General features: G+C 71.9%; 16 protein-coding genes. 2 read left to right on the top strand and 14 right to left on the bottom strand.

From position 1 onward, the window contains the following. Window positions 1-3 precede the first annotated feature (3 nt). Both ACIRFH_RS28345 and ACIRFH_RS28340 read right to left on the bottom strand, forming a co-directional pair. Entirely contained in the window at window positions 4-1,137 is a 1,134-nt protein-coding gene (locus tag ACIRFH_RS28345) for an aromatic ring-hydroxylating dioxygenase subunit alpha (RefSeq protein ID WP_403526661.1), read from the bottom strand. Between the two features lie 72 nt (window positions 1,138-1,209). Continuing rightward, window positions 1,210-1,818 (bottom strand): sarcosine oxidase subunit gamma, encoded by a 609-nt coding sequence (locus ACIRFH_RS28340; protein WP_403526658.1) that lies wholly within the window; start codon window positions 1,816-1,818, stop codon window positions 1,210-1,212. 374 nt (window positions 1,819-2,192) lie between these two features. Here ACIRFH_RS28340 and purU point away from each other — a divergent pair, with 374 nt between their 5' ends. After that, window positions 2,193-3,065, top strand: a complete 873-nt coding sequence (gene purU / locus ACIRFH_RS28335) for a formyltetrahydrofolate deformylase (RefSeq protein WP_403526655.1) — start codon at window positions 2,193-2,195, stop codon at window positions 3,063-3,065. Between the two features lie 112 nt (window positions 3,066-3,177). Here purU and ACIRFH_RS28330 read toward each other — a convergent pair whose 3' ends face one another. From ACIRFH_RS28330 to ACIRFH_RS28300, 7 genes are all read right to left on the bottom strand, one after another. Beyond that, a complete protein-coding gene (locus tag ACIRFH_RS28330; RefSeq protein WP_403526653.1) occupies window positions 3,178-3,783 on the bottom strand; it encodes a sarcosine oxidase subunit gamma in 606 nt (201 codons plus the stop codon). Then, a complete protein-coding gene (locus ACIRFH_RS28325; RefSeq protein WP_403526650.1) occupies window positions 3,776-7,033 on the bottom strand; it encodes a sarcosine oxidase subunit alpha family protein in 3,258 nt (1,085 codons plus the stop codon). Before ACIRFH_RS28325 ends, ACIRFH_RS28330 begins: the two co-directional genes overlap by 8 nt. A 12-nt stretch (window positions 7,034-7,045) precedes the next feature. Continuing rightward, window positions 7,046-8,278, bottom strand: coding sequence for a sarcosine oxidase subunit beta family protein (locus ACIRFH_RS28320; RefSeq protein ID WP_403526647.1), 1,233 nt, complete (start codon window positions 8,276-8,278; stop codon window positions 7,046-7,048). Further along, window positions 8,275-9,564 (bottom strand): serine hydroxymethyltransferase, encoded by a 1,290-nt coding sequence (glyA, locus tag ACIRFH_RS28315; protein ID WP_403526644.1) that lies wholly within the window; start codon window positions 9,562-9,564, stop codon window positions 8,275-8,277. Before glyA ends, ACIRFH_RS28320 begins: the two co-directional genes overlap by 4 nt. Further along, on the bottom strand, window positions 9,561-9,986 hold the full coding sequence (locus ACIRFH_RS28310) for a tetrahydrofolate dehydrogenase/cyclohydrolase catalytic domain-containing protein (RefSeq protein WP_403526641.1): 426 nt from the start codon (window positions 9,984-9,986) through the stop codon (window positions 9,561-9,563). The genes glyA and ACIRFH_RS28310 overlap by 4 nt, the downstream gene beginning before the upstream one ends. A gap of 37 nt (window positions 9,987-10,023) precedes the next feature. Continuing rightward, the gene (locus tag ACIRFH_RS28305; RefSeq protein WP_403526639.1) at window positions 10,024-12,462 is read right to left on the bottom strand and encodes an FAD-dependent oxidoreductase; all 2,439 of its coding nucleotides are present in this window, start codon (window positions 12,460-12,462) and stop codon (window positions 10,024-10,026) included. A gap of 208 nt (window positions 12,463-12,670) precedes the next feature. Further along, the gene (locus tag ACIRFH_RS28300; protein WP_403526636.1) at window positions 12,671-13,510 is read right to left on the bottom strand and encodes a 5,10-methylenetetrahydrofolate reductase; all 840 of its coding nucleotides are present in this window, start codon (window positions 13,508-13,510) and stop codon (window positions 12,671-12,673) included. A 188-nt stretch (window positions 13,511-13,698) separates the two neighbouring features. Here ACIRFH_RS28300 and ACIRFH_RS28295 point away from each other — a divergent pair, with 188 nt between their 5' ends. Continuing rightward, window positions 13,699-14,445, top strand: a complete 747-nt coding sequence (locus ACIRFH_RS28295; RefSeq protein WP_403526635.1) for an IclR family transcriptional regulator — start codon at window positions 13,699-13,701, stop codon at window positions 14,443-14,445. An 18-nt stretch (window positions 14,446-14,463) separates the two neighbouring features. Here ACIRFH_RS28295 and ACIRFH_RS28290 read toward each other — a convergent pair whose 3' ends face one another. The 5 genes from ACIRFH_RS28290 to ACIRFH_RS28270 all read right to left on the bottom strand — a co-directional run bounded on the left by ACIRFH_RS28290 (window position 14,464) and on the right by ACIRFH_RS28270 (window position 20,114). Further along, entirely contained in the window at window positions 14,464-15,627 is a 1,164-nt protein-coding gene (locus ACIRFH_RS28290; protein WP_403526632.1) for an NAD(P)/FAD-dependent oxidoreductase, read from the bottom strand. Continuing rightward, window positions 15,624-15,986, bottom strand: a complete 363-nt coding sequence (locus ACIRFH_RS28285; protein WP_403526630.1) for a bifunctional 3-phenylpropionate/cinnamic acid dioxygenase ferredoxin subunit — start codon at window positions 15,984-15,986, stop codon at window positions 15,624-15,626. Before ACIRFH_RS28285 ends, ACIRFH_RS28290 begins: the two co-directional genes overlap by 4 nt. 555 nt (window positions 15,987-16,541) lie before the next feature. Further along, window positions 16,542-17,177, bottom strand: coding sequence for an MBL fold metallo-hydrolase (locus ACIRFH_RS28280; RefSeq protein ID WP_403526627.1), 636 nt, complete (start codon window positions 17,175-17,177; stop codon window positions 16,542-16,544). Continuing rightward, entirely contained in the window at window positions 17,177-18,262 is a 1,086-nt protein-coding gene (locus ACIRFH_RS28275) for an S-(hydroxymethyl)mycothiol dehydrogenase (protein ID WP_403526624.1), read from the bottom strand. Before ACIRFH_RS28275 ends, ACIRFH_RS28280 begins: the two co-directional genes overlap by 1 nt. Window positions 18,263-18,494: 232 nt before the next feature. Further along, window positions 18,495-20,114 (bottom strand): BCCT family transporter, encoded by a 1,620-nt coding sequence (locus tag ACIRFH_RS28270; protein WP_403526621.1) that lies wholly within the window; start codon window positions 20,112-20,114, stop codon window positions 18,495-18,497. Between the last annotated feature and the right edge of the window lie 199 nt (window positions 20,115-20,313).

Here is a 20,313-nt window from a genome sequence, read left to right as displayed (position 1 = left end):
TGACTACTGGGACAGCTGTGTGCCCAGCCGGGCCCGGACCCACTCGTGGAACTCGCCGATGTGGTGCTCGCTCGGCACCAGGACGCCGCCCTTGGCGTACAGGCGCGAGCTCATCGTGGGCTGGCAGCGCTCGCAGGCGTCGAAGTCCTGCCGGTTGACCCGGTCGAACAACTCCACGGACCGGCTGACGTCCTTGCCGCTCTCGACCACGTGCGGCAGGTACAGCCAGTCGCACTCCACGATCGTCCGGTCGACCGCCACGGGGTACATCCGGTGGAAGATCACGTGGTCGGGGACCAGGTTGATGAACACCTGGGGCCGCACGGTGATCGCGTAGTACCGGCGGTCCTGTTCCTCGGAGACCGTGGGGATGCGGTCCAGGCCCTCGGAGCCGTCGACGGTGAAGCCCTGGACGTCCTCGCCGAACTCGGCGCCGTGTCCCACGTAGTACTGGGCCGCGTAGCCGTCGGCGAACTCCGGGAGCACTTCGGTCAGTTCGGGGTGGATCGTCGCGCAGTGGTAGCACTCCATGAAGTTCTCGATGATCAGCTTCCAGTTCGCCTTCACGTCGTAGACGATGCGCTTGCCGACCTCGAGATTCTCGATGCCGTACCGTTCGATGGACTCCACGTCTCCCAGGCGGCCCACCACGTCGGCGATCACCGACTGCTCGAACGGGGGCGGGTTCTCGGCCAGGCACACCCACACGTAGCCCAGCCACTCGTGCACCGCCACGCTCGCCAGGCCGTACTCCTTCCGGCCGACGTCCGGCATCTTCCTCAGGTTCGGCGCCGCGACGAGCTTGCCTTCGAGGTCGTAGGTCCAGGCGTGGTAGGGGCACTGGAACGCCCGCTTCACCTCGCCGGACTCCTCCGTGCACAGCTTCGCGCCCCGGTGCCGGCACACGTTGAAGTAGGCGCGGACGGAGTGGTCCCGCGACCGGGTGACCAGGATGCTCTCGCGCCCGACGTCCACGGTCTTGAAGGCACCGGGCTTCGCCAGCTCCGAGGAGCGCGCCACGCAGAACCAGAGGTCCTCGAAGACGCGCTCCTGCTCCAGGCGGAAGATCGCCGGATCCGTGTAGTGATCACCGGGGAGGGTCGCGATCAGGCTCTCCGGGAGGTCGGTCGTCGTCATTGTTCACCTCGGATGATGTGTCGTGGGCCGGTGTCTCGCACCGACGGCGGGGAGGTCGGAGGCTGCTTCGGCTCACCTGGGGGCCGGCCGCCCGACGTGCTCCGTGGCCGCGTCCAGGAGCCAGTCGGCGAGGTGACCGGAGAAGGAGGAGCGGACCAGCACCCAGAATCCGGGCTTGAGACCGTCACGGGCCACGAGGACGACCTGGGCGCGGGCCAGGGTGGTCTGTGCGCAGCGGCCGGCCGGGAAGGCCCGCGGGTGCAGGTCGAGGGAGCAGCCCCGGGCGAGGAGATCACGGGAGAGGGGACCGGAGACGAGCAGCGTGGTCCGTTGCGCGGAGACGTCGACGACCGCCGCGGGCTCGTCGCCGATCGCGGTGCGCAGCCGCTCGGCCAGGCCGGTCGTCGTCGCCGGCCCGACGACGAGCCACTCGTCGGGACCGAGGCACAGCACGGCCAGTTCGTCGCCCCGGTTCACGTTGCTCGGCGACAGGGGCAGTGGCACCCCCAGGGCCAGGCCCGCCGCCTCCGCCGCCGGGCTCTCGGGGTCGAGTCGGACGGTGATCTGGGTGAGGAAGGGGAGTTCGGCCAGGCGCAGGGCTCCGCGTGAGTTCCGGGTCGCGGCGGCGAACCGATCGGCGGCGTGCGCCGACGGACTGCGACGGGTCGTGGTGTGGGCCATCGCGGCGGGCTCCCTCGAGGGTCGTGGAGGACTGGGCCGAGGCATGTCCGGCGCATCCGGCCGGCTCCGGGCGGCGGTGCCGCGTCGGCGCGGGCGAAGGGGCTCGGCGTGTCCGGCCGTACGGCAGAACTGGAAGTTGCCTTATATGCAACGCACTTCGACTTACGCAACAAACAGTGCAATCCCTTCAGGCCGCTGTCAAGAGGCCGGGGTGCGCACATCCACCACCGGCGGAGGCGGCGGCGCCCGAGGGGGCCGGCCCGCCGACTTGTCGCGGACCGACACCGGCAGCCCCTTGACCGCGAGCCGCCGCGGCCCGACCATGTTGCGTATAAGTCTCACTGTTGCGTAATGCGCATCACCAGGAGGGCTCAGTGTCTCTTCGTCCCCCGCCCGACAGCGAGTACGTCCTCACCCTCTCCTGCCCCGACCAGGCCGGCCTCGTCCACGCCGTCACGAGCTTCCTCGTCAAGTGCTCCGGGAACATCCAGGAGAGCCAGCAGTTCGACGACCGGCTCCAGAACCGCTTCTTCATGCGCGTGCACTTCGAGGTCTCGGACCCGGACACGACACTGGAGGATCTGCGCACCGGCTTCGCCCCCGTGGCGGAGGCGTACCGGATCTCCTGGCAGCTGCACCACGCGGCGACTCCGACCCGCACGCTGATCATGGTGTCGAAGTTCGGTCACTGCCTGAACGACCTGCTCTTCCGCTGGAGCATCGGCGCGCTGAACATCGAGGTGCCCGCGATCGTCTCCAACCACCGGGACTTCGAACCGCTGGCCGAGCGCCACGGGATCCCGTTCCACCACATCCCGGTGACCGCGCAGACGAAGACCGAGGCCGAGGCGCGCCTGCTGGAACTCGTCGACCGGCTCGACATCGACCTCGTCGTCCTCGCCCGCTACATGCAGATCCTCTCCGACGACCTGTGCAAGCGTCTCGAGGGCCGGGCCATCAACATCCACCACTCGTTCCTGCCGGGCTTCAAGGGCGCACGACCGTACGCCCAGGCGCACGAACGGGGCGTCAAGCTCATCGGGGCCACGGCGCACTACGTCACCCCGGATCTCGACGAGGGGCCCATCATCGAGCAGGACGTCGTCCGCGTGGACCACTCGCAGAGCCCGGAGAACCTGGTCGCCCTGGGACGCGACGTCGAGGCCCAGGTCCTCGCCCGCGCCGTGGAGTGGCACAGCCGGAGCCGGATCATGATCAACGGCAACCGCACGGTCGTCTTCCGCTGAGCCGTCGGCGCCCGGGGAACGCCTCATGGGCAAGGACGGCAGAAGTTCCGGTGGTCCGCGCCGAGCCGCCGCGGACCACCGGAACGAGCGGCGGCCGGAGGGTCCGCCGGTCTCAGGTCCTCCATTCCGTGGCCGCGTCCAGCAGCCAGTCCGTCAGGTGGCCGGCGAAGGACGAGCGGACCAGCACCCGGAATCCGCCCCCGGGCTCGTCCGGGGCGACCAGCACGACCTGTGTCCGGGCCAGGGTGGTCTGCGCGCAGCGGCCGGCCGGGAAGGCCCGCGGGTGCAGGTCCAGCGGGCAGCCGTGGGCCAGCAGGTCACGGGCGCGCGGCCCCGCGACGAGGAGGGTGGTGCGCTGGGCGGAGACGTCGGTGACGGAGACCGGTTCGTCCCCGACGGCTCCGCGGATCCGGCTCTCCAGGTCCTGCCGGCTGCCGGGCGGCCCGAGCACCAGCCACTCGTCGGGTCCCAGCCACAGGGCGGTCAGGTTCCCGGCGCGTACGGCGGTGCCGGGTTCGACGGGCAGCCGCAGGCCCAGTACCAGACCGACGGCGTCCGCCGCCGCCCCCTGGGGATCGAGCCGGACGTCGATCTGGGTGAGCAGGGGCAGTTCGGCCAGCTCCAGGGCTCCGCCCGTGTCCCGGCCGACGGCGGCCAGGCGGTCCGCCGCGTGCGCCAGAGGGCTGCGGCGTGCTGCGGGAAGAGCGGCGTCAGCCATCGCGGCGGGCCCCCTCGGGGTCGTAGAGGACGGGGCCGGTGACGGTCACGGGGACCACCCGGTCGCCCACGGGGGCGTAGAGTCGCTCCCCGATGCGGTCCCGGCCGCCCTTGACCAGGGCGAGGGCGAAGGTCCGGCCGAGCGCCGCGCTGCGGTAGCTGGAGGTGACGTGGCCGAGCATCGGGACCGGAGGCGCGGGCAGCACACGGTCGGCGACCAGGTGCGTGCCCTCGGGGAGGAGGGTGCCGGGGTCCTCGGGGAGCAGACCGACCAGGTGCTTGCGGTCGGGCCGGACCGCGTCGGCCCGGGCGTGGGAGCGCTTGCCGATGAAGTCCGGCTTCTTCTTGGACACCACCCAGCTCATGCCGAGATCCTGCGGCGTCACCGTGCCGTCCGTGTCCTGGCCGACGATCGGATAGCCCTTCTCCGCCCGCAGGACGTGCATCGCCTCCGTTCCGTACGGGGTGATGCCGAGCGGCCGGCCCGCCTCGTACAGCGCCTCCCACAATGTCATCGCGTCCCACGGCGACACGTTGATCTCGTAGGCCAGTTCGCCGGAGAAGCTGATCCGGCACACCCGCGCCTCGATGCCCGCGACGACCGTGTCCCGCCACGCCATGAACGGGAAGCTCTCGTTGTCCACCGCCGGCGTCGGCGCGACCTGGGCCAGCACCTCGCGGGAGCGGGGGCCGACCAGGGCGACGGTGGCCCACTGCTCGGTCACCGAGGTGCAGTACACCCGCAGGTCCGGCCACTCGGTCTGCAGCCACTCCTCCATCCAGTCCAGCACGGCCGCGGCGTTGCCCGTGGTCGTGGTGACCAGGAAGCGGTCCGGTGCCAGGCGGATGACGGTGCCGTCGTCGAAGACCATCCCGTCCGCGCGGCACATCACGCCGTAGCGGATCATGCCGACCTTCAGGGTGCTCATCATGTTCGTGTACAGCCGGTCCAGGAACACACCGGCGTCCGGGCCCTGCACATCGATTTTCCCGAGCGTGGACGCGTCCATGAACGCCACGCCCTCCCGGGCCGCCCGGCACTCGCGCAGCACCGCCGTGTCCATGTCCTCGCCGTCCCGCGGGTAGTACCAGGGCCGCTTCCACTGCCCGACGTCCTCGAACCGCGCACCGTGCTCGACGTGCCACTCGTGCAGCGCCGTCACCCGGACCGGGTCGAGCAGTGCGCCCCGGTGACGGCCGGCGAGCGCGGCGAACGAGACCGGCGCGTAGGGCGGCCGGAACGTGGTGGTGCCGAGGTCGGAGACGTCCACGCCGAGCAGTTCGGCGACGACGCCGCTGGAGAGGACCCCGGAGGTCTTGCCCTGGTCGTTGGCGGTGCCGGCCGTGGTGTAGCGCTTGGTGTGCTCCACCGAGCGCAGACCGGCGCCGGTCGCGCGGGCCAGGTCGTCGACCGTGACGTCACGCTGGAGGTCGACGAAGCGGGGCGCCCCGGCCGCGCCGGGAACGAGGAAGACGTGCAGGGGCGGCGACTGCGGTACGGGGGCCACCTCGGGAAGGCGGGGCACCACGGGGGTGTAGCCCTCGGCCTCGATCGCACGGGCGCCGGCCGCGGCACCCTGCGCGAGCGCCCCGGCCAGGTCCAGGACACCGTTCGCACCGCCCGCGGTCTCGACGGCCTGGCGGCAGGTGTCGGGGACGAAGGAACCGAGCGAGTCGTCGTGGCGCAGCGTGCCGCCGGCCTGGCTGAACAGGTGGGCCACGGGGTTCCAGCCGCCGGACACCAGCAGCAGGTCCACGGCGAACTCCCGGCGCGGCGCGGTCTGCCCGTACGGGGAGACGGTCACCGCGGTGAGGCGTTCGCCGCCTTCCGTGCCGGTGACGGCGTGACCGGTCAGCACCTCGATCCCCGCTTGCCGGGTGCGGTCCGCCCACGGGCCCGGCGCGGACCGGGTGTCGACGACCGCCGTGACCTCCACGCCCGCCGCGACGAGGTCGAGGGCGGCGGCGTAGGCGCTGTCGTTGGTGGTGAACACGACGGCGTGGCGACCGGGCAGGACACCGTGGCGGTTGACGTACGAGCGGGCCGAGGCGGCCAGCATCACACCGGGGCGGTCGTTGTCCGCGAAGGCCAGCGAGCGCTCGTGGGCGCCGGTGGCGAGCACCACGCGCCGGGCGCGGATGCGCCAGACGCGCTCGCGGGAGACGTGCGCGGGGGCGTCCGCGCCGAGGTGGTTGGTGCGGCGCTCGACGGCGAGCACGTGATTGTCGTCGTAGTGGCCGAAGACGGTGGTGCGGTGCAGCACGCGCACCTCGGGGGCGGCTTCGAGCCCGCGGCCGGTCTCGGCCACCCAGTCGAGCAGTTCGCCCGTCCCCAGCAGGCTTCCGCCCGGCTCTGGCCGGTCGTCGGCGAGGATGACGCGGGCACCGCTGCGGGCGACGGCGGCCGCGGCCGCGAGTCCGGCCGGGCCGGCGCCGACGACGAGCAGGTCGCAGTGGGCGTGGACGGCGTCGTAGCGGGCGGGATCCGGCTCGGTGGAGAGCCGCCCCTGACCGGGCAGGCTGCTCGCCACCAGGCCGTCGTACAGCTCGACCGTCGTCGCGGGCAGCATCGGCTCGGGGAAGGGGGCCTCGATCTGGACGACGGCGTTGGGCTCCTCCACGCCGGCGGAGAAGATCCCGCGCGGCCGGCCGAGCTTGATGCTCGTGCCGGTCTTGACGACGCCGTTGGCGAGGAGGGCGGAGGCCAGGGTGTCGCCCCGGTAGCCCTGGTACTCGGTGCCGTCGAAGACGAAGGCGAGCGGCTTGTCGCGGTGGATCCGGCCGAGCGTGGGGTGCCGGAAGGGCTGGCCCGCGGGGGAACCGCCGACGGATGCGGCGTCCACGCCGCCCTTGCCGGTCCCGTCCTGAAGGGGTTCCGCCGCCCGGGTCCCCGCCGGCCCGGGACGGGCCTCGTCCTCGGGCGCCGGACGGGCCGGCCGTGCCGTACGCGGCAGAGGAGCGACCGGACGCGGTTCGACCGTCGCCGGGCGCTCCTCTCCCGCCCGGTACACCGCCAGGATCTCGTTCGTCGCGGTGTTCCGCACCGCGTTGAACCAGCGGCGGCAGCCCGCCGCGTGGCTCCAGCGCTCGGCGAACGGTCCCTTGGGATTGTCGCGAAAGAAGAGGTAGCGCGCCCACTCCTCGTCGGTCAGGACCGCGGGGTCCTCGGGGTAGGGCACGTGTGCCTGGCCACCGTAGTGGAACTCGGCCTCGTCACGGGGCCCGCACCAGGGGCAGGGGATGAGAAGCATGGGTTCGGCTCCCTAGTGGGCCACCGCGGCCGCGCCGTGCTCGTCGACGAGCGCGCCGGTGGTGAAACGGTCGAGCGAGAAGGGGGCGTTGAGGTGGTGAGGGGTGCCGTGGGCGATGGTGTGGGCGTAGACCCAGCCGACGCCCGGGGTGGCCTTGAAGCCGCCGGTGCCCCAGCCGCAGTTGAGGTAGAGGTTGTCGACGGGGCTGAGCCCGACGATCGGTGAGGCGTCGGGGCTGACGTCGACGATGCCGCCCCAGGTGCGCAGCACATGGGCGCGGGCGAAGACGGGGAAGAGTTCCAGGGCGGCCGACATCTGCTCTTCGATGATGTGGAAGGCGCCGCGCTGGGTGTAGGCGTTGTACGCGTCGATGCCCGCGCCCATCACCAGCTCACCCTTGTGCGCCTGGCTGACGTACACGTGGACCGCGTTGGACATGACGACGGTCGGATGCACCGGCTCGAGGAGTTCGGAGACCAGTGCCTGCAACGGGTGGCTCTGGAGGGGGAGTTCGATGCCGGCCATGGCGGCGAGCACCGAGGTGTGGCCGGCCGAGCAGAGCGCGACCTTCCCCGCCGCGATCGGGCCGAGCGTGGTCCGCACGCCGACGACGCGGCCGTCGACGACGTCGATGCCGGTGACTTCGCAGTTCTGGATGATGTCGATCCCGGCCGCGTCGGCACAGCGGGCGAAGCCCCAGGCGACGTGGTCGTGCTTGGCGATGCCGGCGCGCGGCTGGTAGGTCGCGCCCAGCACCGGATAGCGCACGTCCTGCGAGACGTTGACGATCGGGCAGACCTCTTGGACCTGCTCGGCGTCGAGCCATTCGGCGTCCACGCCGTTGAGCCGGTTCGCCTCGACGCGGCGGACGCTGTCGCGCACGTCCTGGAGGCTGTGCGCGAGGTTCAGCACGCCGCGCTGCGAGAACAGGATGGGGTAGTCGAGCTCCTCCTCCAGCCCCTCCCACAGCTTGAGCGCGTGCTCGTAGATGCCGGCGCTCTCGTCCCACAGGTAGTTGGACCGGATGATGGTGGTGTTGCGGGCCATGTTGCCGCCCGCCAGCCAGCCCTTCTCCAGCACCGCGACATCGGTGATGCCGTGGTTCTTCGCCAGGTAGTGGGCGGTGGCCAGGCCGTGGCCGCCGCCGCCGACGATCACCACGTCGTACGACCGCTTGGGCTCGGGCGTGCGCCACAGGAAGTCGGGGTGGTCCGGGAGGCCGGCGCCGGGCGTTCGGGGACTCATCGTGCGTCTCCGGCTTCTGCTGCGGAAAGGTGCGGATAGAGCGGGTGCCTGGCGGCGAGCGCCTCGGTGCGGCCGCGCAGGTCCTCGAGGTCGGGGCCGGGGCGGAGCGCCAGGGCGATCACGTCGGCGACCTCGGCGAAGTCCTCTTCGGTGAAGCCCCGGGTGGCCAGTGCGGGGGTGCCGATGCGCAGTCCCGAGGTCACCATGGGCGGCCGCGGGTCGAAGGGGACGGCGTTGCGGTTGACGGTGATGCCGATCTCGTGGAGCAGGTCCTCGGCCTGCCTGCCGTCGAGTGCGGAGTCGCGCAGGTCGACCAGGACCAGGTGTACGTCCGTGCCGCCGGTGAGGACCTTCACTCCGGCGGCCGCCGCGTCCGGCCGGGTGAGCCGCTCGGCGAGGATGCGGGAGCCGGCGAGGGTACGGGCCTGGCGTTCGGCGAACTCGGGCGACGCGGCCACCTTGAACGCCACCGCCTTGGCGGCGATGACGTGCTCCAGCGGTCCGCCCTGCATACCGGGGAACACCGCCGAGTTGATCTTCTTCGCGAGGCCGGCGTCGTCGGTCAGAACGACTCCGCCGCGCGGTCCGCCGAGTGTCTTGTGGGTCGTCGTGGTGGTGACGTGCGCGTGCGGTACGGGGTTGGGGTGCAGCCCGGCGGCGACCAGGCCCGCGAAGTGCGCCATGTCGACCATCAGCAGGGCGCCCACCTCGTCGGCGATCCGCCGGAAGGCCGCGAAGTCCAGGTGCCGCGGGTACGCCGACCAGCCCGCGATGATCATCTTGGGGCGGTGTTCCTTGGCGAGGCGTTCCACCTCGTCCATGTCGACGAGGTGATCCGTTCCGGAGACGTGGTACGGCACGACGTCGAGCATCTTGCCGCTGTAGTTGATGCGCATGCCGTGGGTGAGGTGCCCGCCGTGCGCGAGGTCGAGGCCGAGGACGGTGTCCCCGGGCTGCAGCAGCGCGAAGAAGACGGCGGTGTTCGCCTGGGCGCCCGAGTGCGGCTGCACATTGGCGTACCCGGCGCCGAAGAGGGACTTGATCCGCTCGATGGCCAGCCGCTCGGTGACGTCGACGTGTTCGCACCCGCCGTAGTAGCGGCGGCCGGGGTAGCCCTCGGCGTACTTGTTGGTCGCGACCGATCCCTGCGCCTCCATCACGGCGGTGGGGGCGAAGTTCTCGGAGGCGATCATCTCGAGGGTGGACTGCTGGCGGTGCAGTTCGGCGCGGAGCGCGGCGTGGACCTCGGGGTCCAGCTCCGCCAGGGGAGTGTTCAGCGCGTTCATACGGTGTTCGCGTTCCTCTCGGCGGCCTCGACGACATGGGCGAGCAGCCTGGCCCGGGTCATGGGACCCACGCCTTTGGGCATCGGCGCGAGCCACCCGGCGACCGAGGCCGCGTCCGGGTGCACATCGCCGGCCAGGCCCTGTTCGGTGCGGGTGATGCCGACGTCCAGGACGGCGGCGCCGGGGCGCAGCATGTCCTTGGTGATCAGCCCGGGCGAACCGGCGGCGGCGACGATGCCCGCCTGCGCGCAGTCCCGGTGCTTCCCGGCGACGTAGGCGGGGCTGCCCGGGGCGTCGCCGACCAGGACGGTGCCGAGGCCGGGCGGACGGCCGGTGGTGGTGGTCAGCTTGGCCACGCGTTCGGCGGGTTCGCGGCGGACGGCGGCGGCGGTCGCCTTGCCGTCGAGCAGCTGTGCGGTCACCGGCAGTGCTCCTTCTCCTTCGCGTCGGCGCCGTGCGTCAGCCACGGAGGCGGGACATGGCCGGGTCGAACAGGGGCTCCTCGGCCACGACCGCCTCGACGCGCTGGTCGAAGTAGCCGATCCGCAGGGGGCGGCCGGTGGTGGCGAGCTCCGCCGGGAGCCACGCGTAGGCGATGCCCTTGCCGATCGTGTAGCCGTAGGCGGCGCTGGTGACGTAACCGACGGGGCGGTCGCCGTCGTACACCGGCTCCTTGCCCATCACGACGGCCCGCGGGTCGTCGATGGTGAGGCAGGTCAGCCTGCGGCGCACGTCGGCCCTGCGCCGTTCCAGCGCGGCCCTGCCGAGGAAATCGCCCTTGTCGGGTTTGACGGCGAAACCGACCCCGGCCTCGTAGGGGTCGTGCTCGTAGGTCATGTCGGTGCCGAAGGAGCGGTATCCCTTCTCCAGGCGGAGGCTGTTGAAGGCGCCGCGGCCCGCCACGATGCCGCCCAGCGGCCGGGCCGCCTCCCACAGGGTGTCCCACAGCTTCTGCCCCTGGTCGGCGGTGGTGTACAGCTCCCAGCCGAGTTCGCCGACGTACGACAGCCGCATCGCGGTGACCGGCACCGAGCCGATGTAGGCCTGCTTGGCGCGGAAATACTTCAGGCCGTCGTTGGAGAAGTCCTCGTCCGTCAAGGGCTGGAGGACCTTGCGGGCCAGCGGCCCCCACAGGCCGACGCAGCAGGTGCCGGCGGTGATGTCGCGGACCTGGACGGTGCCGTCGGCGGGCAGGTGGCGGGTGAACCAGTCGAGGTCCAGGTTGCCGTTGGCGCCGATCTGGAAGCGGTCGAAGGACAGCCGGGCGACGGTGATGTCGCTGCGGATGCCGCCGTCCTGATCGAGCAGGAGGGTGTAGGTGACGGAGCCGACGGACTTGTCGACCTTGCCGGTGCACAGCCGCTCCAGGAAGGCGGCGGCACCGCGCCCGCTCACCTCGAGCCGCTTGAGGGCCGTCATGTCGTACAGGGCGACGGTCTCCCGGGTGATCTGCGCCTCGGCGCCGACGACAGGCGACCAGAAGCGCGCCGCCCAGTCGTTGGGGGTCACGATGGAACGGCCTTCGACCAGGCCCGCGTTGGCCTCGTACCACTGGGGGCGTTCCCAGCCGTTCGCCTCCAGGAAGAAGGCGCCGAGTTCCTGCTGGCGGGCGTAGAAGGGGCTGGTGCGCAGGGGCCGCAGGTCCTCCGGCGGCTGGAGCGGGTGGAGGATGTCGTAGACCTCGTCGAAGTTCCGGCAGTCGCGGGCGAGCACGTACTCCGGGGCCAGCTGGTGCGGCTCGAAGCGGTTGACGTCGCACTCGTGCAGGTCGAAGGACGAACAGTGGCCGTCGACCAGCCATTCGGCCATGGCCCGCCCCACGCCGGCGGAGTGGGTGACCCACACGGCCTCCGCGACCCAGAAGCCCCTGACGTCCGGGGACTCGCCGAGGAGGGGCAGGCCGTCGGTGGTGAACGAGAAGAGGCCGTTGATGCCTTCCTCGACCTTGGCCTCGCGGGTGACGGGGAGCAGTGACCGGGTCTCGGCCCAGGCGTCCTCGAAGTCCTCCTCGGTGAACTTCAGCACCGACGGCATCCCGTCGGCGTCGTCCACGGACAGGATCTCGTCGGCGGTGACCGGCATGGAGCGGTGCCCGTAGTAGCCGATGCCCAGGCCGTCGAAGCGGTCGCGGTAGTAGAGGTCGGCGTCCTGGTGGCGCAGGATCGGGCGCACCGCCTCCTCGGTCTGGCCGGCCAGCGCCGGGACGGGGCCCGTCCAGGCCAGCTGGTGGGCGAGGGGGGTGAGGGGCAGGTTCATACCGGCCATGCGGGCGATCTTCGGTCCCCAGATGCCGGCACAGCACACGACGACGTCGGCGGGGATCTCCCCCTGGTCGGTGAGGACGCCGGTCACCCGGCCCATGCTGTGCCGGACGTCCAGGACCTCGTGGCGGGCGAGGAAGCGCACACCGCGCCCGGTGGCCCGCCGGATCTGCGCCTCGACGGCGAGGACGGCCTTCGCGATGCCGTCGGTCGGGACCAGCAGACCGGCGAGGACCTTGTCCGGGTTCACGAGCGGGTGCTGTTCGACGCACTCCTCGGGGCCGATCAGCCGGGCCTCGATGCCCCATGAGGCGAGCCATCCGTGGCGCCGCTGGAGCTCCGCGACGCGCTCGGTACCGGTCGCCACCTCGAGGCCGCCGACCTGGAGGAAGCAGGGCTCGCCGTCGACGTCGAGCGAGCAGAACTTCTCGACGGTGTAGCGGGCCATCTCGGTCATGGTCTTCGACGAGTTGGTCTGGAAGACCAGGCCCGGGGCGTGCGACGTCGATCCCCCCGTGGCGGGGAGCGGGCCCTGGTCGACCACCGTCACCTCGGTCCAGCCTCGCTCGGAGATCTCGTCGGCGAGCGCCGCTCCCACGACGCCCGCTCCGATGATGACCACCCGGGGTCCCGCCATCGCCGCACCTCCGACGTTGAAAACGTTTCGGTTGCCTGTTGCGCAACAGGATTCATGCTGCGCAACTCAATGTGCCCCTCGGGGGAGTGGGTGTCAAGGGGTCCGTGACGTCGGGGAACAGCCCGGAACGCGGCGGGGCCCGGCAGGCCCGTCGAGGGGTCTGCCGGGCCCCGCCGACGGCTGTCCCGTCATGCGCGGTACGGCACGGTCACCGCTCGCCGGCCCGGTCGAGCAGGGCACGGCGCCACCGCTCGGTCTCGGCGATCTGATGGAAGGTGAAGACGCGCAGGCCGGCCACTGCCGACGAGGGCTCGGTGAGCGCACCGGCGCTGCCGGCGGGCAGCCGGTCGGGCGAGTGGCCGCCGGGGGCCGCGAAGCGCGGGAACCAGGAGGCGTGCCCGGTCGGGAAGCGGGTCGACTCCTCCACGCCGATCTTCGCGGCCATGGGCAGCGGCCTGGCCCGCTGCACCGGCCCCGCGACGCCCACCCTGAGGGGCGGGGGCACGCCGCGGCGGCGCACCCGGCCCACCCGGTCACCGAACAGCCGGGGGTCGAAGCAGAGGTTGCTGACGATGCAGGTGGCGTGCGCCCGCTCGGCCCGCATCGCCTGGATGGTGAGGTCGTCGTGGATCAGCGGATGGCTCTCGGGGTGTCCGGTGATCCCGGCCTGGGCGAAGGGGCTGCCCGGCTCGCCCAGCCCGCGCGGGAGCGGCGGCGCCCCGTCGTGGGGTCCGGCCGGCGGACCGGCGTCGCCCGCAGGGGCGAAGACGTCGTCCACGCCCGCGCCACGGAGCCGGTCGACGGCGTCCTTCAGGTGCGCGTCGTCCCGGAGCAGCCGCGCGGGCACGTGCGGCACGACACGGTGACCGTGCGCCGCGAGCCGGGTGGCGAGGTCGAGAACGGGCTTCGGACCCTTGACCGGCATCGCCGTCACCGTGACGGCGATGCCGCGCGGAACGTGGGCGAGCGCCTTGTCCTCGGTCGCCCTCGCGGGCAGCACTTCGCGGCGGACACCGCCCGGCAGTGCGCGGAAGGATTCGCCGGTCATCGCACCTTCTTTCGCGCCTCATGCCAGGAGCGCAGCGCAATGCGGATCGCGTTGCGCGATGCGCGTCTCCCGCGTTCCGTGCCCCGCCTGTGGCGTACGCCGCTGTCGGCCATGTTTACTAGGAGTATGGTTGCGCCATGAGCAACTTCCGTCCGGATAACGAAGCGTCAGGTTCGCAACCCGGCGGCGTGCAGTCCGTCGACCGTGCCATCACCGTGCTGGAGATCCTGGCCCGGCACGGTGAGGCCGGAGTCAGTGAGGTGGCCGCCGAGATCGGTGTGCACAAGTCCACCGCGTTCCGGCTGCTCGGTGCCCTGGAGGCACGGGGCCTGGTGGAACAGGTCGGTGAGCGCGGCAAGTACCGCCTGGGCTTCGGCGTCGTGCGCCTCGCGGGAGCGGTCACCGGGCGGATCGACATCACGCAGCAGAGCCGCCCGGTCTGCGAGCGCCTCGCCGAGGAGATCGGCGAGACCGTCAACGTCGCCGTGATGCGGGAGCACTACGCGATCAACCTCTACCAGGTACGCGGTCCCGGTGCCATCACCGCGCACAACTGGGTCGGCCAGCTGACCCCGTTGCACGCCACCTCCAGCGGCAAGATCCTCCTGGCCCACATGCCCGCCGAGGAGCGCGCCGCGCTGCTGTCGGAGATCCGGCTGAACAAGGTGACCCCGCACACCCTGACCACGAAGACCCGGCTCGAGAAGAACCTCGCCGAGGCCCGGGAGCGCGGCTACTCCTGGACCCTGGAGGAGCTGGAGATCGGGCTGCACGCCATGGCCGCGCCGGTCCGCGACCGGGACGGAAAGGTCGTCGCGGCGCTCAGCGCCTCCGGACCCGCCTACCGGCTCACCGAGGAGCTCATGCACGAACTCGCTCCCGTGCTGGTCAAGGGCGCGGACGAGATCAGTCATCGCATGGGCTACCTGGGCTGAGGCGGTGCGCGGGCACGGTCAGGACGGCGGGGCCGCGAGCTGCTTGCGCCACCGCGTGAACAGCCGTGTCCGGTTCATGCCGAGGACGGCGACCGGGCGCCCGGCGCGCCGGTAGACGGCCAGGACGTCGCGGTCCTCCGGGGTGCCCTCCTCGATCGTCACGCTGTCCGCGCCCGCCGCATGTCCGGCGAACTGGATCCGCACGCCGTACTGGTCGGACCAGAAGTACGGCGGCCTGGGCGCGCCCGGTTCCGTCGCACCCCACGACAGCAGCGCGGCCACGGCCGCGTCCGGCCGCTCCCGGGCGCCGGTCCAGTGTTCGACGCGGCGGTGCACGCCCGCCCGCGGGTCGTACCACGAGGCGCAGTCGCCGACCGCGACGACACCGGCCAGGCTGGTGCGGCCGTCCGCACCGCACTTCACGCCGTTGTCGAGCGCGACGCCGGAGCCCTCCAGCCACTCGACGCACGGGCGCGCGCCGACGCCGACGACGACGGTGTCGGCGGGAATGGTACGGCCGTCGTCGAGCAGAACGGCGCCGACCCGGGTCTCCCCGCTCAGCCCCTTGACGCCCACGCCGCACACCAGCCGTACGCCGTGGTCCGCGTGGAGGGCGGAGACGATGCGGCCCATGTCCTCGCCGAGCGGTCCGGCCAGCGGGGCCGGCGCCGCCTCGACGACCGTCACGTCGAGTCCGAGGGCGTATGCGGTGGAGGCGACCTCGGCGCCGATGAACCCGCCGCCGATCACGACGAGCCTGCCGCCCAGCGCCAGGTCCTCCCGCAGAGCGCGGGCGTCGTCCAGGGTCCGCAGGGTGTGCACCCCGGCCAGGCCGTCCGCGCCCGGCAGCGTCCGCGCGGCCGCGCCGGTCGCGATGACGACGCCGTCGGCCCTCATCTCCCGGCCGTCGGCGAGCCGGACGGCGCGCCGCTCCGCGTCGAGCCCGGTGGCGCGGGCGCCGAACAGCCACTGCGCCGCCAGGTCCTCGCCGTCCTGCTCCAGCACCAGATCGCCTTCGTCGATCTTCCCGGCGAGGAACTCCTTGGACAGCGGTGGCCTGTCGTAGGGGCGGTGCGGTTCCTCGCCGATGACGATCAGCCGCCCGTCGAAGCCCTGCTTGCGCAGCGAGCGCGCCGCGGACAGGCCCGCGAGCGAGGCCCCCACCACGGCGACGGTCCTCATGCGGGACCGCCGGCGAGCCTGGCCGCGACACAGGGCGGCAGGTTGGGGGCCTCCGTGGACAGCCGGACGTAGATCATGCCGTCCTGGACGACGACCTCGTGCGTCCGGACGGGGAGCTTGGCCGGCGGAGCGTCGACGGCTCCGGTCCGCAGGTCGAACGTCGAAGCGTGGAGCGGGCATTCCACCTCGCAGCCCTCCAGCCAGCCGTCGGCGAGCGAGGCGTCCTGATGGGTGCAGGTGTCGTCGATGGCGAAGACCTCGCCGTCGTCGGTGTGGAAGACCGAGACCGGCGGATCGATGTCGAGCCGGTGAGCCTCTCCTCGCGGCAGATCCGCGAGACGGCACGCGGGAATCATCATGACACCTCGGTGCGTATAGCGAAACGGATTGCGGTGACCGCAACGTCAGTGTGAGACGGCCACGAACCCCTGTCAAGGCACGGAGAGGCGGGGAAGCACGAGTCGCGGCCGAGTGAGGCACGGTGGCGGGCGGCGGGGCGGGGAACCGCCCAAATCCGTGCGGGCACAGGGGAGTCGGGGCGCGCGGACGAAGCGGCCGTCGCCGAGCGCCGCGCGGATGCCCACGGCCGGTTCACCGGTCCTCCGGCCGGCGTCGGACCGGCCGACGCCACCGCGGTAGGGGCCGCGGGGGAGCGGTCTCCGGGGCGGCGGGGGAGTGGTCTCCTGGGCGGTGGGGTCGCCGGTCACGTCGCACAGGCCGGGGGCGACGAGCCCGCCGAAGCGGGCCGGCGGGGCGAGGCCGTACACGGCGGCCCCCGGCGAAGGGACGGGGGCGGCCGGTGAAGGGACGGGGGCCGGCCGCAGTGGGGCCGGATCGGGGCGCTCGGCTGCGGGTGCCGTCCGAAGGAACGACACGGCAGTCGAGCGCCCCGACGGGGCGTGGCCGGGCCCGCGTCACCGGCCGCGGGCCACCCACTCGGCGAGATGCGGGGCCTCCGCGGCGATACTGGTCGACTCGCCGTGGCCGGTGTGGACGGTCGTCTCCCCCGGGAGCGCCAGCAGCCGGTCACGGATCGACGTGATGATCGTGCCGAAGTCGCTGTGCGAGCGCCCGGTCGCGCCGGGTCCTCCGGCGAACAGGGTGTCGCCGCTGAACAGGGCTCCCAGCTCGGGTGCGTACAGGCACACGGCCCCCGGGGCGTGTCCGGGCGTGTGGAGGACCCGGAGGCCGATGCCCGCGACCTTCAGCTCCTCGCCGTCGGCGAGCGCACCGTCGGGCCGCCGGTCCGGGTGCGCCAGCTGCCACAGCACCTGATCGTCGGGGTGCAGGAGGACGGGGGCGCCCGTGGCGTCCGCGACGGCCGGGGCGGCGCTCACATGGTCGTCGTGGGCGTGGGTGCACACGACGGCCGTCAGACGGCGGTCGCCGACGGCCGCCAGGACGGCGTCGGCGTCGTGCGCCGCGTCGACGACCACGACCTCGTTGTCGTCACCGACGATCCAGACGTTGTTGTCGACGTCCCAGGTGGAGCCGTCGAGGCTGAAGGTGCCGCTGGTGACGAGGTGCTCGATACGGACGGTGCCGGCCATCACAGCACCACGACCGAGCGCAGGACGTCACCGTGGTGCATCTTCTCGAACGCCTTCTCCACGTCACCCAGGCCGATGGTCTCGGTGACGAACGCGTCCAGGTCGAAGGCCCCCGACAGGTACAGGTCGATGAGCGCCGGGAAGTCGCGCGAGGGCAGGCAGTCGCCGTACCAGCTGGACTTCAGCGCGCCACCGCGTCCGAAGACGTCGAGCAGCGGCAGGTCCACGGTCATCTCCGGCGTGGGCACGCCGACCAGGACGACCGTGCCGGCCAGGTCGCGGGCGTAGAAGGCCTGCTTGTAGGTCTCGGGCCGGCCGACCGCGTCGACGACCACGTCCGCGCCGTTGCCGCCGGTCAGCTCGCGCACGGCTTCCACGACGTCCGTCTCCCGGCCGTCGATCACATGGGTGGCGCCCATGCTCACGGCCCGCTCCAGCTTGCGCCGGTCGACGTCGACGGCGATGACCTTGGTGGCGCCGGCGAGCTTCGCCCCCGCGACGGCGGCCATGCCGACCCCGCCGCAGCCGATGACGGCGACGGAGTCCCCACGGCCGACGGCGCCGGTGTTCACGGCGGCGCCGAAGCCCGCCATGACACCGCATCCCAGCAGGCCGGCGGCGGCCGCCGGAGCCGCCGGGTCGACCTTGGTGCACTGTCCCGCGGCGACCAGCGTCTTCTCCGCGAAGGCGCCGATGCCGAGCGCGGGCGAGAGCGGCGTGCCGTCGAGCAGCGTCATCGGCTGCTTCGCGTTGTGCGTGGCGAAGCAGTACCAGGGCTTGCCCTTGCTGCACGCCCTGCACTTCCCGCAGACCGCACGCCAGTTCAGGATGACGAAGTCACCCGGCTCGACGCCGGCGACCCCCTCTCCGACGGCCTCGACGCGACCTGCGGCCTCGTGCCCGAGCAGGAAGGGGAACTCGTCGTTGATGCCGCCCTCCCGGTAGTGGAGGTCGGTGTGGCAGACGCCGCACGCCTCGATCGCGACGAGCGCCTCCCCCGGACCGGGGTCGGGGACGACGATCGTCTCGACGGAGACCGGGGCGCCCTTCTCGCGGGCGACGACGGCACGAACCTCGTGGGCCATGGGGTACTCCTCTGGCGAGAGCTCTCGACTATGCGTTGCTCAATCCGGCACACGCACCGTTATGCGCAACTGAGCATCGGGGAAAGGGAGGTGGGAGGTCAAGGGGCCGACCGTCACCGGGTGAGCCGTACTCGGCCGCCTCCACGCGAGCGGGCGCGCACGAGGGCCGCATCCCCGGGATGCGGCCCTCGTGCGCGCCCTGTTCCGGCCGGTTCTCGTCTCTCCCGACGGCTCAGCCGGTGACCTGCGGATCCACCGCCCCGGCCGGCCGCGCACCGTCGTCCGGCGCCCGTTCGTCGCCGACGGCGAGGTCCACGGCCTCCGGCACCCGTTCGCCCCTCGGTTCGGCGCGCAGCGCCTTCACCAGGGAGGCACACATGCCGATCATCACGAACAGGAACGGGAACGCGGCGATGATGGCGACCTGCTTGACCGCCTCCAAGCCTCCGGCCAGCAGCAGGACGGCCGCGACCAGGCCGGTCAGCGCGCCCCAGAGGATCACGACGGGGCGACTGGGGCTCATGCTGCCCCGGCAGGAGAGCATGCCCAGCACCACGGAGGCCGCGTCGGCGCCGCTGACGAAGAACAGGCCGACCAGGACGATCACCAGGACCGAGGTGATGGTGAACCAGGGCAGCGTCTGCAAGGTGGCGAACAGGCCCGCCTCCTCGCCCTCGGCGACCGCCGCGGACAGCCGGCCGCCGTGCATCTCCCGGTTCAGCGCGGTGCCGCCGAGGACCGCGAACCACACGACGCTCACCGCGCTCGGCGCGACGATCACACCGATGATGAACTGCCGGATCGTGCGGCCGCGGGAGATCCGCGCGATGAACGTGCCCACGAACGGCGTCCAGGAGATCCACCACGCCCAGTAGAAGATCGTCCAGCCGGAGAGCCAGTCGCCGCCGCCGAAGGCACCCGTCCTGAAGCTCATCTCCGGGAGCGAGGCCAGGTAGCCGCCCAGTGCCTGGGTCTGGCTGTTCAGGATGAACACCGTGGGACCCACGACGAAGACGAACAGCAGCAGGACACCGGCCAGGATCATGTTGCCGTTGCTCAGCCACTGGATGCCGCGATGCACCCCGGAAAGGGCGGAGACGACGAACAGGACGGTGAGCACCGCGATGATCGAGACGGCCAGCCCGGTGGAGTTCGCGATCCCCCAGAGCTCGTTCAGTCCGTGGTTGATCTGCAACGAGCCGAGCCCCAGGGAGACCGCGGAGCCGAAGAGGGTGGCGAAGACGGCCAGGATGTCGATGGACTTGCCCAGCGGCCCGTTCACCCGGTCGCCGAGCAGGGGCCGGAAGGCGGAACTGATCAGACTGCTGCCGCCCTTGCGGAATCCGAAGTAGGCGAGGGCGAGACCGGCGACGGCGTACATCGCCCACGGATGGACCGCCCAGTGGAAGTACGAGTACTCCAGCGCCACGCGGGCCGCGTCGTCCGTGCCCGCCTTGGCCGTGCCGGGCGGCGGGCTGGCCAAGTGCATGAGCGGTTCACTCGCGCCGTAGAACATCAGACCGATCCCCATGCCGGCGCTGAACATCATCGCCACCCAGGAGGCGGTACTGAATTCCGGACGGTCGGTGTCCTTGCCCAGTCGGATCCGGCCGAACCGGCTGAACGCCAGCACGACCGCCAGCAGGACGAACCCGGAACTGGCCAGGACGAAGAGCCAGCCGAAGTTCTCGATGATCCGCCCCAGCGATACCTCGGCCACCGCGGCGAGATTGTCCGTGAAGAACACTCCCCACGCCACGAAGAGGGCGGACAGCGTCACGGAGATGTAGAGGACGGCCGGATCGAGCCGGGCCGTGGTCGAACTCGGCTTCTTCGTCGCAGGGGTACTCATCGGAGACCTTCCGAACGGGGCATGGGAGGAGGGAGGGGGCGGGAGGGGGACGTCCCCGGCCGCGCCGGACCTGCACACCGCAGTGCGCGACACGCAACCGAAAGCTCGATGTGCAACAGTTTCCCGATCGGTGCCGATAGGTCAAGTCCCGTACACCCATCGTTACGGAGATGATCACATCGCCCCGCACAGGAAGTCG

Origin of the sequence: Streptomyces sp. NPDC093586 (assembly GCF_044764905.1) — a bacterium.
Taxonomy (GTDB): Bacteria; Actinomycetota; Actinomycetes; order Streptomycetales; family Streptomycetaceae; genus Streptomyces.
This window is presented reverse-complemented; position numbering and strand designations above follow the sequence as displayed.